Source organism: Myxococcus sp. XM-1-1-1 (assembly GCF_020037095.1).
Taxonomy (GTDB): domain Bacteria; phylum Myxococcota; class Myxococcia; order Myxococcales; family Myxococcaceae; genus Myxococcus; species Myxococcus fulvus.
This window is the reverse complement of sequence record NZ_JAIQDH010000021.1, coordinates 25,455-38,945: the sequence shown is the minus strand read 5'-3', so window position 1 is coordinate 38,945 and position 13,491 is coordinate 25,455. Positions and strand designations below refer to the sequence as shown.

11 protein-coding genes are annotated in these 13,491 nt (G+C 67.7%); 4 read left to right on the top strand and 7 right to left on the bottom strand.

Translation table 11 applies throughout. The features are described from left to right. Positions 1–153: 153 nt before the first annotated feature. Positions 154–3,069 (top strand): cell wall anchor protein, encoded by a 2,916-nt coding sequence (locus tag K8640_RS31890; protein WP_223750537.1) that lies wholly within the window; start codon positions 154–156, stop codon positions 3,067–3,069. A 639-nt stretch (positions 3,070–3,708) separates the two neighbouring features. On the opposite strand, the gene K8640_RS31885 is transcribed toward K8640_RS31890, so the two are convergent. After that, entirely contained in the window at positions 3,709–4,455 is a 747-nt protein-coding gene (locus K8640_RS31885) for an SDR family oxidoreductase (protein WP_223750638.1), read from the bottom strand. 41 nt (positions 4,456–4,496) lie between these two features. Beyond that, positions 4,497–4,802 carry a nuclear transport factor 2 family protein gene (locus K8640_RS31880; RefSeq protein ID WP_223750536.1) on the bottom strand — a complete coding sequence of 102 codons (306 nt, stop codon included), beginning with the start codon at positions 4,800–4,802 and terminating at the stop codon, positions 4,497–4,499. A gap of 86 nt (positions 4,803–4,888) precedes the next feature. Between K8640_RS31880 and K8640_RS31875 the strand changes: the two genes are divergently transcribed. Continuing rightward, positions 4,889–5,791: a LysR family transcriptional regulator gene (locus K8640_RS31875; protein WP_223750535.1), complete on the top strand. Its 903-nt coding sequence runs from the start codon at positions 4,889–4,891 to the stop codon at positions 5,789–5,791. Positions 5,792–6,002: 211 nt separating this feature from the next. Further along, positions 6,003–6,911 (top strand): PHB depolymerase family esterase, encoded by a 909-nt coding sequence (locus K8640_RS31870; protein WP_223750534.1) that lies wholly within the window; start codon positions 6,003–6,005, stop codon positions 6,909–6,911. Positions 6,912–6,980: 69 nt separating this feature from the next. Here K8640_RS31870 and K8640_RS31865 read toward each other — a convergent pair whose 3' ends face one another. Both K8640_RS31865 and K8640_RS31860 read right to left on the bottom strand, forming a co-directional pair. After that, positions 6,981–8,237, bottom strand: coding sequence for a hypothetical protein (locus K8640_RS31865; RefSeq protein WP_223750533.1), 1,257 nt, complete (start codon positions 8,235–8,237; stop codon positions 6,981–6,983). A 45-nt stretch (positions 8,238–8,282) separates the two neighbouring features. After that, positions 8,283–9,326: a helix-turn-helix transcriptional regulator gene (locus K8640_RS31860; protein ID WP_223750532.1), complete on the bottom strand. Its 1,044-nt coding sequence runs from the start codon at positions 9,324–9,326 to the stop codon at positions 8,283–8,285. A 76-nt stretch (positions 9,327–9,402) separates the two neighbouring features. Between K8640_RS31860 and K8640_RS31855 the strand changes: the two genes are divergently transcribed. Further along, on the top strand, positions 9,403–10,539 hold the full coding sequence (locus K8640_RS31855) for a serine hydrolase (RefSeq protein ID WP_223750531.1): 1,137 nt from the start codon (positions 9,403–9,405) through the stop codon (positions 10,537–10,539). 699 nt (positions 10,540–11,238) lie between these two features. On the opposite strand, the gene K8640_RS31850 is transcribed toward K8640_RS31855, so the two are convergent. From K8640_RS31850 to K8640_RS31840, 3 genes are all read right to left on the bottom strand, one after another. Next, positions 11,239–11,796 (bottom strand): hypothetical protein, encoded by a 558-nt coding sequence (locus tag K8640_RS31850; RefSeq protein ID WP_223750530.1) that lies wholly within the window; start codon positions 11,794–11,796, stop codon positions 11,239–11,241. A 74-nt stretch (positions 11,797–11,870) separates the two neighbouring features. Further along, a complete protein-coding gene (locus tag K8640_RS31845) occupies positions 11,871–12,242 on the bottom strand; it encodes a hypothetical protein (protein WP_223750529.1) in 372 nt (123 codons plus the stop codon). A gap of 335 nt (positions 12,243–12,577) precedes the next feature. Then, entirely contained in the window at positions 12,578–13,480 is a 903-nt protein-coding gene (locus K8640_RS31840; protein ID WP_223750528.1) for a hypothetical protein, read from the bottom strand. Positions 13,481–13,491 lie beyond the last annotated feature (11 nt).

Here is a 13,491-nt window from a genome sequence, read left to right as displayed (position 1 = left end):
GCCACCTTCTTTCGATGACACCCGACAATCCCGACCATTTCACGGCAATTTTCCCGTGTCATGACAGTCGATTGCGCTTCGCACTTCAGGGTCCTTCACATGGCCGATTCCCGGACCTCCAGTCCGGTGCGTCGACACCCCGATTGAAACACCATGACTCCATTCCGAAGTCTGTGGCTCGCGGCCGCCCTGCTGATGGCCGCCTGCGAAACGACTGAGCTCGCGCAGCCCGACGACGTCCAGGATGCGACGACGGCCCAGGACCTCTCCACGCTCTCCGTGCGAGGAACCACCAGCGCGAGCGGCCTGGCCACCGCCACCCTCTCCATCCCCACCCCCGTCGGGACGGCCGCCGGAGATGTGCTGGTGGTGCAGTTGAGCAATCGCGAGGCCGTCACCGCCGTCGCCACCCCACCCGCTGGCTGGACGCTGCTGCGCTCCGAGCAAAGCGCCTCGGCCATCAAGTCCTGGCTCTTCCTCCGCGTGGCCAGCGCGGCCGAGCCGAGCAGTCACACCTTCACCCTCGACGTCGCCAGCGCCATGGCGGCCACCCTGGTCGCGGTGTCGGGCGCGGATCCGCTCCAGCCGATCGACGTGCACGTCGGCCAGAAGAATGGCAACAGCGCGAGCCTCGCGCTGCCCGTCGCCACCACGTCGTCCGCGAACGGCCTCGCGGTGTGGTTCTCGGCCCAGGTCTGGGGAGGCACCGCGTGCCCCGCGGTCCACACCCCTCCGACGGGCTTCACCGAGCAGCTCGACACCTGCCTCGTCTCGTCGACGCGCGGCGTGCTGCACAGCGCCGCCACCTCGCAGCTCGGGGCCGCCGGTGCCCAGCCCGCCTTCACCGGCAGCTCCACGCTCCCCAACACCAACATCACGCACGCGGTGGTGCTGCGTCCCCTCCAGCCGCCGGCCACTGCGGAGATCACCCTCGTCGGCACCGCGCACGCAAGCGGCAAGACGGTCACCAGCTTGACCCTCTCGACCCCCACGGGCGTCGCCGCCGGTCACGTGCTGCTGGCGCACCTTGCGAACCGTAACCAGATCGGCGCCGAGCTCACCCCTCCCGCGGGTTGGACGCTGGTGCGCACCGACATGAGCAGCTGGAGCATCCGCGGCTGGGTCTTCGTCCGCGTCGCCACCGCCAGCGAGCCCGCGAGCCACACGTTCCAGAGCTCCATCGCGAGCTACCTCGTCGGCAGCATCGTGGCGTATGCCGGCGTCAATCCGACCAACCCGATCGACACACACGCCGGCAAGAGCAACAGCGGCTCGACGACCTTCACGACGCCGCAGCTGAGCACCTCGACCGCGGGCGGGGCCGCCGTCTGGTTCGGCGCGCAGGCGTGGACCGGCGCCGCGTGTCCGACCTCGGCGATCGAGCCCCCCGCGGGCTTCACCGAGACCTACGACACCTGCCTGGTGTCCTCGTCCCAGGGCCTCGTCTTCAACGCCGCCTTCATGCCCCTCGCCGGTGCCGGCCTCCAGGGACCGTTCAATGGAAGCTCGACGTTCGCCGAGACCAACGTCGCCCAGGTCGTCGCCCTTCGCCGCGCCGAGGTCGCGCCGTCCTCGGGGGTCGCGTTGCGTGGGAGCTCGCGCAACAGCGGCCTGTCGCTCGCCTCGCTGTCGATTCCCAAGCCGTCGGGGACCCAAGCCAACGACGCGCTCATCGCGCGGGTGATTGTGCGCAACAACATCTCCGCGACCGTCACGCCGCCCGCCGGCTGGACGTTCCTGCGCTCGGAGCAGAGCGCCTTTGCCATCCGCACCTGGATCTTCTACCGCGTCGCGGGCGCCTCCGAGCCCACGAGCTACACGTTCGGACTGGACGCGACCACCCACATGGCGGGGAGCGTGGAGGCCTTCAGCGGCGTCGATCCGGTCCAGCCCATCGACGTGCACGCGGGCCAGAAGAACGGCGACTCCGCGTCGTTCACCGTGCCCGACGTGGTGACCGGCAGCGCGGGTGGGCTCGCCGTCTGGTACGGCTCACAGGTCTGGCCGGACGCCACCTGCCCCGCCACCGGCATCGAGCCGCCGCTCGGCTTCACCGAGGCCTTCGACGCGTGCCTGGGTCACGCCAACGGACTGCTCTTCAATGCGGCCTACCGGTCGCTCACCGCGCCGGGCCTCCAGACGGGCCTCTCCGGCAGCTCCGCGTTCGTGCAGACCAACACCGCGCACGTCGTCGTCCTGCGCGCCGCCAACGCCCCCACCTGCGTGGTCGGCGACACGTACGCGACCACCTTCACGCTCCAGGGCACCGTGACCGCGCCGGAGATCGTGGAGCCCTCGGGCCTGGCCGCGAGCCGCGTGGTCGGCAACGCGCTCTACGTGCACAACGAGGACACCACCGCCATCGTCGCGATCAACACCCTCAACGCGAGCACCATCGGCACGTTCAACGTGACCAACGTGACGCCGGCCGACTGGGAGGACCTCGCGACCGGGCCCTGCCCGAGCGGCTCGTGCATCTTCATCGGTGACATCGGGAAGTGGAGCGCCAACTTCCCTCCGGGTGGCACCCCCACGTCGTTCACCATCTACCGCGTGCCCGAGCCGGATCTCGCCAACGGCCAGACCTCGGGGGGGCTCGTCGCCGAGGCCTTCCCGTTCGTCTATCCGGACGGCGCGAAGGACGCGGAGTCGCTGATGGTGCACCCCACCACCGGGGACATCTACGTCGTCACCAAGGACGGAGGCACGGGGAAGAGCGGCGTGTACAAGTTCCCCCGGCCGCTGACCCCGGGCGTGCAGGCCACGCTGATCCACGTCCACACCATCCAGCTGCCGCTGAACGGAGACGCCAACTTCTCGGCCGCGACCGCGGCGGCGATCCACCCCTGCGCGGATCGCTTCCTCCTTCGCACCTACCGCACCGTCTACGAGTTCCGTGCGACGCCGGGACTTGGCTTCGAGTCGGCCATCTTCGCGACGCCCGTCACGCTGACCGACACCGCCGAGGGCCAGGGTGAGGCGATGGAGTACGAGGCCAACGGCGCGAGCTACTTCACGATGAGCGAGAGCCCCTCGCCCTTCAGGCTCAAGCGCGTGCCCCTGCGGTAGGACCGCGTCGAACGCCGAGGAAACAAGGCCGGTCGTGGGGCTCGCCCCCATGGCCGGCCTTGTTGTTCCGAGCTGGGAGCTCGCGCTCGGCGCCGCCGTTCACACGGCATCCCTCCTGAAGCCCAGACCCACCTGCGGACCGGAGCATGAGCGGTGCGCATCAAGGCAGATGTCGCGTGAGAAGGCTCATCTGATGCGCTTCATCTCCTGCACGGTCGAGGTGAGGTTCGGAGCGGGGCCGAGACGGACGAGGCCTGCCGGCGTCCAGTTGCGCGTGACGCGGCTCCATCGTTTGGGGATGACGGGCTCGGGCTCTCGGGTATACCCGGTGGCGTCGAGCAAGGAGTGCAGCCTCGCGACCAGAGTGCCTGTCGTCGGGCGTGCCGAAGCGACTGGCGGAGTGTCCGTGCCCGGTGTTGTACCAGTCCACGAAGCACTGCACGTCATCCCCGGCATCCTCTGCGCGCCAGCCTCGACTCCGGGTCGGTCGTTGAGGCATGCGCGGCGTTGCTTCTCTTCTCGCCGTGGAAGTCGACGGTGGAGTTGCCCTTGTCGTCCCGAGGCTCCTGATTCACCGGGTCAGGAGACCCTGCTCCGGTGCGAGAGGTCGTCCCCGCACCGGAGGCATCCAGCAGCCTGCTAGCTCACGGGCACCGTCCCGCCGTCGATGACGTACTCCGCTCCGGTGATCGCGCTCGCTCGGTCCGAGACGAGAAACCCGATCAGCTCGGCGACCTCGGCCGGACGCGCGGGGCGCCCGAGAGGAATTCCGCCGAGCGAGCGCATCACGAGCTCCCTCGCGCCCGCTTCGTCGGTGCCGTTCTTCGCCGCGATCTCGCTCATGAACCCGACGGAGGCCTCGGTCTCGACCCAGCCCGGTGACACTCGATTCACGCGCACGCCCTGCGGCGCGACCTCCTTCGAGAGCGCCTTGCTGTAGTTCGAGAGCGCGGCCTTGGCCGAGGCGTACGCGGTCGTCGCTTCATGAAGCGGCAGCTGCCGCTGGATCGACGTCACGTGCACGACCGCGCCGGTCCGGCGCTCGCGCATTCCGGGGACCAGCGCCCGGTCGAGACGCACCGCCGCCATCAGGTTCAGGTCGATCGTCTTCTGCCACGCGTCGTCGTCGAGGACGGAGAAGCCTCCCGCCGGCGCCGACGTTCCCCCCACGACGTGGACCAGGATGTCCACGGCTCCGGCGGCCTTCACGACGCGCGCGCAGCCCTCCGCCGTGGAGACATCGGCGGCGATGAAGCCCTCGCCCGCTCCCTCCCGCGCGGTCGTCAGCACCGTCGCGCCGGCCTCGCGCAGCCATGCGACCACCGCCTTGCCGATGCCCTTCGTTCCGCCCGTCACGAGCGCACGCCTACCCTCTAGCCCTCTCATCACGTCATCTCCTTCCACTGGGTTGAAATGGGCATCACGGCTCACGCGCCGATGCTCAAAGCGGCGATCCGATCGCCCTTCGTCCGGAACACAAAGGTGAGCGTGATGGGACTGCCGGGAAACCGACCCGTCACTTTCGCGCGAACCTCGCAGGCATCGTCCTTCGCGTTCACCTCGAGCGGCTGCGCGACGGCCTGATACTTCACCTGGGAGTCGCGCCACCATTCGTCGATGGCCGCATGCCCGACATGCCGATGTCCCTCATCCTCGACAACGGCATCGGGCGCGAAGGCGTGGAGCGGCGTGGCACTGCCCGCGTCGAAATAGGCTCGAATGGATGGGTGCATGGTCATGACCCAAGAAGTAAGCCCGCACGATTGCCCACTCAATGGGGACAAAATAGGATGCGGCATCCCGAAACACAGGACTATCGATGTATCAACCCGGACTGAATGATCTCGATGCCGTCCTCGCCGTCGCTCGCAGGAGCTCGTTTCGCGGCGCGGCGCTCGATCTCGGGATGTCGACGACGGCGATGAGCAGCGCGATCGCGAAGCTCGAAGCCCATCTTGGCGTGCGCCTCTTCAACCGCACGACGCGCAGCGTCTCACTGACCGACGCCGGCAGGGCGTTCGTCGAACAGGTGGCTCCGGGACTCGCGGACATCCGCGGCGCGATGGACGCGGCTCGCTCCCAACAGGCAAAGCCGTCCGGCATGCTGCGCATCAACACCTTTGCGACCGCGGCGCGTGAGCTCCTCGCGCCCCTGGTGCTGGAGTACCTCCGCCGCCATCCAGACGTGCATGTCGACGTCGTGACCGAAGGCCGGCTGGTCGACGTCGTCGCCGAAGGGTTCGACTTCGGCGTGCGGATGGCGAACCTCGTGCCCACCGACATGATTGCCATTCCGCTGGGAGAGCCCCAACGCCACGCCATCGTCGCTTCGCCGGCGTATGTGAAGAAGCACGGTCGGCCACGCGTCCCATCGGACCTCTTCCGTCATCGGTGTATCCGGGTGCGCTTGCCGAACGGCAGCCTCTTCCGGTGGGAGCTCCGTAAGCGGGGGCAGACGGCCCTGATCGATGTGACGGGGCCCATCACGCTGGACGAGGCCAGCCTCTCGCGAATCGCGGTCCTGGAGGGCATCGGACTCGGCTTCTTCATGGAGCCGGACGTGCGCGGCGACATCGAAGCGGGACGCCTCGTTCGCGTGCTCGAGGACTGGACACCGGAGCTCGCTCCGCTCTGCCTCTACTACCCTGGCCGGCGCAACGCCTCGGCCGCGCACACGGCGTTCGTCGCACTGGCCCGCGAAGTCACGGCAGCTCGCAAATGAGCGCCGCGATGGCGGCCGCTGGCGAAGCGCTCGGGTCCGTCCACGCTCGTCCCGCTTCGCGACGAAGGTGGAGCGCCTGCACGCCGGACTTGAACCGCTGCGTCGATGGTCCTGCAGTGGAGCTGCACCAGCCTCACGTCTAGCTCGACTTTCCTATTTTCACAGGAAAACGCAGACTCTCGGTGAATCAACCACGGACCGGGAGGACACCATGCGGACACAATGGATTGCGTTGACCCTCGTGATGGGCGCCGTCGCCTGCGGGGGCGGTTTCGAGGAGGCAGACGCCCAGGCGTGGGGTGAATCCAAGGCAGGGCTCACCCCCACCACCGAGGACCAGGTGGTGGCCCGACTGCCCGCGAGCACCGGGGCGGTCTTCGCCTATGGAGAATACCTGCCGCCCGGCTACCTGACGTCCACCACGAACTACCCGGTCATCGTCCACCTGAACGGGATGGGGGAGTTCGGGACCTCGACGACGGAGGCGGACCTGCTGAACGTGGTGACCCGGCACGGGGCGCTGAGGAACATCCACTTCACGAGCCAGGGCAAGGCGTACTTCGGACAGCGACAGGTGATGGTCTTCACGCCGCGCGCCCCGACGAGCTGGCCGGCGGCGGACATCGAGGCGTTCATCAACTTCCTCGTGGCCAACTACCGCGTGGACACGACGCGCATCTATCTGACGGGCATCAGCGCCGGAGGCCACGGGGCCTGGCGGTACGCGTATACCTACGGCAGCCGGCTGGCCGCGCTGGCACCCATGGCCACCAGCATCGGCGCGCCGGGCCCCACCATCACCCAACTGAAGAACGTGCCGGTGTGGGCGGTGCATTCGTACGGGGACAGCCTCTCGTACACCGCCGACCGCTCCTGGTTGACGGGCGTGACCAAGAACTACGGGCTGAGTCAATCGCTCCAGGTGCCAGCGCCGTCACAGACAGTGACGTACCTCTTCCCGGGCGCCAGCAGCCCCGCTTGGACGTCACAGCCCGGCGTGGTGGCCACCGGGAACGCCATCGCGCGCTTCACCGTGCTGCCCGGCACCGCGCACGACTGCTGGACCCAGCAGTATGACAACTACGCGTTCTGGGACTGGCTGCTCGCGCAGCATCGTTGACGCGGGGCGCAGTTCCCGCCGGGATGAGTCGGCTGCGCGCCTGTCTCATCGCGGCGCGCGCCCGAGGGCCTATTCCTTCAACGCCTTCACGGGATAGCTGCCGATGTAGGAACGGAATCGCTGCTCCAGCGTCCCGGGCACGAGCACGCCCGTGTCGAACAGCTTCAGCAGGAAGTCCTCGTACGTCGTCCACTGGGAGAAGTCCGCGCGCCGGAGTTCCTCGTAGAGCACGTAGGCCAGCACGTGCATTCCATCGTCGTGGTCGCGGAAGAAGGCCGCGCCCGTGAGCGGCTTGCCATCCTTCGCGCGGAGCAGGCCCTGGCGCTCGCTGACGAAGACGTCGATGGCCTCGGCGCAGTCCTCCTCCGTCAGCCCCTTGGCGGTGGTGTAGCCGAACGCGGGGTCGTGCTCGCGCACCAGTCGCTGGAAGTAGGGGTCCGCCTCCAGGGCCGTCAACCGCGCGTCGATGGCGCCCTCGCGCTTGAACGGCGGGTGGAGCAGTTCGTGGACGGCGGTCTTCACCGTGACGCTCAGCGGGTAGGTCAGGTCGGTGAGGAAGTTCCAGCCCGTCACCCGGATGCCGTGGGGCTTGGCGAACTTCAGCACGTGGGCGTTGAGCTCCTCCACGTGGAGCGCCCGGCCGAGGACGTCTTCGTCCCAGCCCACCACGTCATGGGGCGCCACCTGGACGCCGAGGCGCGCGATGGCCTGCTCGACCTGGGGCAGGTATTCCGCGCGCCAGATGCGCGAGAAGCCGATGCGCTGGAGAAAGGCGAACAGCACGCCCAGGTCCTGGCGCACGTCCTCCATCTCGGTGAAGTCGGAGTCCTCGGCGTAGCTCGTCGCCTCGAAGTCCCGGCGCATCGCTATCCAGGCGGCATCGTCCGACACCGTCCTGGCCAGGTCTTCCACGGTGGTGGCGCCCGTGACGGAGAAGACGAGCGTCAGGTAGGGCCCCACCATCTTCCCGGCCTGCTTTCCCATCCGCTCGGTGAGGTGCGCGAGCGCGGCCTTCTCCCCGGGCTCGAGCAGGGCGGAGAAGCGCTGAAACTCCTCGGGGTAGAACCGCGTGTAGAACGCGTCGCCACGGAGCAGGTTCAGCAGGCAGAGGGCGTCGTAGGCCTCGGAGGGACGCAGCACCCAGTGCGTGCGTCCGGCCTCCACGCGGGTGACGGCCGGCGCGGGAGCTGTCGGGACCACCTGCCGTGATGCGCAGCCGGATGAGGCCAGCCACAGCGTGGCGACGAGGGCCACGGCGGGCAGGCCCCGGCGGGAGTCGAAGGTCGTCGGAGCGGGGACGGGGGAAGCGAGCGGGTCCGGAGTCATGGCGCCGAAGCTGCCCCGTCCGCGCGAGGACGTCTTGGACGGAACTCATCCCGTTGGACGAAACGAGCGGCCCGCGAGCAGCCGCCGGTACTCGGCCGGGGTCAGGTGGAGGCGGCGGCTGAACTCGCGCGTCATGTGACTCTGGTCGCAGTAGCCCGCCTCCAGCGCGATGACGCTGAGGGGCCGCGCCGTCTCTCGCAGTGCCCGGCTGGCGCGCTCCAGCCGGGAGCGGCGCAGGTGGTCGGCGGGAGTGCACAGGAAGAACTGGCGGAAGCCTCGGCCGAGCTGCGTGGGGCTCACCCCCGCTTCACGAGCCAGCTGCGCGAGCGTGGGAGGCGGCCCCCGGACCGTATCCAGCAACTCCCGCACCCGTGCGAGCCACGCGGGAGGGGCCGACACCTTCGGGGGCATCGTGGCGCGCACGGCTTCGGCCAGCAGCTCCAACGCCAGCCCTTCGATGGCCAGCGCCGCCAGGTCATCCCCACGGCGGAATTCCTGATAGAGGCGCGCGGTCAACGAGAACAGTCGCGCCGACGCCAGCTCCCTCCGGCTGTCCAGCCGGGAGACGAGGGGGTAGCGCGACCGCCAGACCGACTCGGAGAAGTCGACGTTGAAGGTGCGGGTGAGCCGACCGGAGATGCGCTGCTCGTGGGCGACCTCGGGTTCCTGGAAGGCCACCGACCTGGGAGGACATTCCCGGGCACGTCCTTCCAACACGTCGGTGAAGCCGCCTTCCAGCGTGAGCCGGAAGCCCGCGTGACGGTGCCGGTGGAGGGGAAGGACGACGTCGGGAGCATAGGTGCTCTCCGTCAGGACGAGCCCTGCCACCTCCAGGCGCTGGAGCGGTGTGCCGAGATAGCGACCAAATCCAAGGACGGGTGCGGAGGACACGAAGTCCCTATGTACAGCCCGCGAGTCGATTGCAATCGCCAGGCTTCCTCCAGGAGCCCAGTTCCAGCGCGCCGCGCGAACCTGCTTTCGGGCGACAACCTGGTGCGGCAGGCCCGACAACGCCATGAGAGGCCGCGGACGTGGGCCCGGCCGGCGGTCCTCCAGTCCGTGTCCCCGCTTGCCCAGCGGCTCGTTCAAGTCCCCTCCCCCCGGCCAGCTGGCTCCACCCCGGGGGGCATGCGAGAGTGCCCACCCCCTCTTGACGATGCGCCTGATGAACAAACTCTCCGTAGCCATTGCTGGAATGATGTGGGTGCTGGCCGCTTGCAAGACGACGGGCCCTGCACCCGCCCGCGATATCCCCACGGCAATGAACCAGGCCGCGACGACCCTGCTGCAGTCGCGACTGCTGCACGCAACGTCGATCGCGGTGGTCTATCGCGGCGAGGAGTTCATCCTGCATCGGGGTGAGCTGGAGACCGGCAAGTCCAATCCGCCCGATGATTCGACCCTCTATGAGATCGGCTCGGTGAGCAAGACCTTCGCCGGCCTGCTGCTGGCGAACGCTGTCCTCGAAGGCAAGGCGACCCTCGACGACCCGATACAAAAGTATCTGCCGTCCGCCTATCCGAACCTGCAGTCAGACGGCGAGCCCATCCGTCTGCGCCATCTGGTCACCCACACCAGCGGCATGCCGGGGATGCTGCCACTGCAAGTGAATGACGTATTGCGGGACTTCACCGCGCATGCCACCCCGGCAAAGCTCAATGCCGCCTATGAGGACTACGGGCAGCCGCGGTTCTGGCAGGACCTGCACACCGTCAGCATCAAGGGGCCGCTCGGAAAGGACTATGCCTACTCGAGCGCCGGCACCGAGCTGGTCGCGCACACCCTCGAGAAGATCTACGGGGCGCCCTACGAGTCGTTGCTCGCGGAGTTCCTGGCGCGGGAAGCCGGCATGCACGACACGTGGCTGCGGCTGCGTGCCCAGGACGCCCGCCGTCTGGCGCCTGGCTACCACAGCGACAACCCGGTCGGCACCACGCCGATGCCGCAGCTGCCCTGGGGCGCGGCGGGGGCCTTGAAGGCGACGATGCCGGAGATGGTCAAGTACCTGCGATTGCAGCTGAGCAGCCTTCCCGCGGTGACGGAGTCACACAAGCCGCTGGTGCGCTTCGCGGAGGACTTCAGCATCGGCTATTTCTGGAACATCGGCCAGAGCAGCCAGTTGGGCACCCACTACGTGCATCATGGCGGCGTGCCTCGCGCGCAATGCTACCTCTACCTCGTGCCGAAGTATCAGCTGGGGGTGTTCATCATCACCAACCAGAGCGGCGATGCGACCGCCAACGCCATGGAACGCGCGCTGGCGCCCCTCTTCGACAGGGTCGAATCCATGCAGGGTCGCTAGCACGGCGAACAACAGGGGGAGTGCGCGTCGAGCCCCCGCAGACGTCTCTCCGTTCGACAAGTCGTCGGAGAGCATGAAGCGCGTGGCCAAGCCCACAGCCAACACAGCCCGACAATGTCTCCCGCCACGTCGCTCGCCGGACGGTTACCACTGGCTTGCAACGTGCCCGATGTCGCGTGCACTCATTAGTTGATGTTGTGATGAATGAACGGCTCGGTGAGCGTTTCGAGCCTGTCGTAACGGAACCCCGTGAGGGATTCACAGACATCGACGAGGATCCCGAAACTGATGGGGTTGGAATCATCGTCGGGGGGCTGGGCGGCGAGTCGATTCTGGCGGATGGCCGCGAAGCACTCCGGCGGTGTTCCACTGACCCGGACTTCTTCGTCGGAGTCAGGCCGGAGCTCCCAGCGCTTCGTGCCCGCATGGAATCCCTGGGCCAGGGGAAAGCCCCCTCAGCCGAGACAAGGAATCTCACGACGTCTCCCTCGGAGGAGAGCTCGGCGAACCATTCCTCGTTCGTAGGGAATACCACGTCATGCACGATGATGACGAGGTACCACCCGGATGGGAGCCTCGCGCATGAGATGTCAAATGCGTCAATGGCCTCCCAGTCCGCGCGCCCCGGGCCCACCCGCAGCTTCTTCATCAAATCCCGAGGGTGGACGCCCTTCGCGGCGATCCAGCCAGGGCTCTCCGTCATGACTTCCTCATCGTGGGAATGAGGGTGAGGCATGGATCGATAAGCTCAGGGATCATGTTGTAGCTGAAGCCCGAGAGGGCCACGCAGACCTCGATGGGGACGGAGAAGACCGTGTCCACATCGAACGAGTTCTGGCGATGGTAGGCATGGAGCTTCTCGAGGTTCGCCCGGAGAATGGCTGGGAGGCACTCCGGGGGAGTACCGTCCACCTCGAGGTGCTCACGACCTTCGGAAGGGTCGTGCCAGAGGGTCCAGAGCTGCTCGCCTCCGGAGAAGCCCCAAGCCTGCGAGTACATCGTGTGCTCTTCGACGAAGCAGCTCACGATGAGTTCCGCATGCGAGGAGGCCTCCGCCAGTATCTCCTCGTCCGAGACCTGGTAAGGGTGGTTCCGGAAGTAGATGATGAACCACCCGGAATCGAGTCGCGCGGCGGTGATGCCGGCCTCCTGGGTGTCGAGTTCCCAGGACATACCACTCAACGACAACCCCAGTTCCTCGAGCAGCTTTCGGGTGGAGATTCCCTTCGCTGCGAGCCAGCTGCGACTGACGCTCATCAACGCTTCCTCGTGATGTATCCAGCCCCGGAACGCCCAGAGGCATCGCTCCCGACTCGCCCGGGGTCACGTCCTCACGACATCGAACGTACCTGCCGGGAAGATGTCGCAAACGAACGCTCTGTTCCAGCCAGGTTGTCGGCGGCAGCCCCCATCATCCGCTGGAGCAGTTCGGGCCGGTTCCGCGTCTGCGCGAGGCACTGAGCGATGCCGATGAGCCCCTGGCCATAGCGCTGGAGTTGTGTGGGCTCCTTGCGGACGCTCTCGGGAACCGTCAACCACGCTGGGAAGTGCTCGAGGACCAGGGCTTCGTGCTCGGCACAGAGCCGGATGAGCGCGGTGTCATCCTGTGATTGCACAGCCTCGAGGAGGAGGTCGCGCACAGCCTCGGGCGAGGAGGCTGCCGGCCTGCCCACGCGACCGAAGAGACGATTGAAGAGGCCCATCAAGCAAGCATATGCGAGCGAGACCGCTTCCCGACACTCCGATGCACTTCTTTCCGACCCGTGCCACCCCCACCTCAGCCGCTGCGTCCCGAGCAGCTGTGCGTCAGTGCGAGTGAGCGCGCCACGGCCTTCTCCAGGCTCTGCTCCGCGAGGATGCCCTGACAGCACCTGACGAAAGTCAGGGTTGGACAGAAGGGGCATGGTCCCCGAACCCGCCCCGACGCCTGCCTGGGAACCGGTGGCTCCCCGCGGCGAGCCGTACCTCGAAGCCCCACAGGCCGAGCACCACGAGCATCTTCACTCGTGGCACCTCACGGCTCGCGGCCTTTGCCTCGTCACTTCAGCGAATCGGTGGTCGTCGCCCGCTCTTCGGACATCGTCACAGCGGCGCCCGTGTCATCGAATCGGAGGATGCGGAACTTGCCCCCGTTCGGGCCACGCACCGCCACGGAGTACACCGCCTTCACCTCGAAACCACCGTGGTACCCGGCCGAGGTGTGGACGATCTTGACCTCACCCGCAGCCTCTCGCACGCCGGCTTCGCCGGCCCCCACACGCGCCAGGAATTCGGCGCGGTCGTTCGGCGAGGCCAATCGGCGTTGGAGTGCCTGGGCTCCCCGCACCACGTCCACGGGAATATCCGGCCAGTAGACGCCCTCGCTGATCACCCGGCGCGCATTGTCCAGCGCGGCATAGGCGAAGGAGCCCTCCACCGGGATGCCTCCCACCGAGCGCTCCAGATGGGTCGTGTACCAGAGGAGCTTTGATTGGGCTGGCGACACGCCGCCGCTCACCGGACCGCTCCCCGCCATCGTGGTCGTCACGTGGGTGCCACTCACCTGGGCCACCGGGACTCCCGCCTCCAGGAAGTACGCCTTGACCACCGCCGAGTGCTCCGCCGGATTCTCGGTCAGCGGCCGAGGGTACTCGACGCCCAGTGTCCCCTTCGGGAGCCCCGGGGCCCCGAACGTCGGAACGACCATCGTCGCGCGGGTGACCGTATCGACGAAGAAGACGCCCCTGCCTCCGACAACCCGCTCGTAGCTGCCTCCGGCCTCACGCCGCACACCGGCTCCCGCGTCGAAGCGGGACCTCGCGAGCGCGTGCTGATAACCTGCGCCCTCCTCGTTGACCGTTGGCGCCACCGACTGCGGTTGCTTCGCCAAGGACGGCTCCTGCTCCGAGGAGCAGGCAGCCAGGACCAGGAACAAACCAAGACTCATCGTTCGCGGATTCATGGCAGACCTCG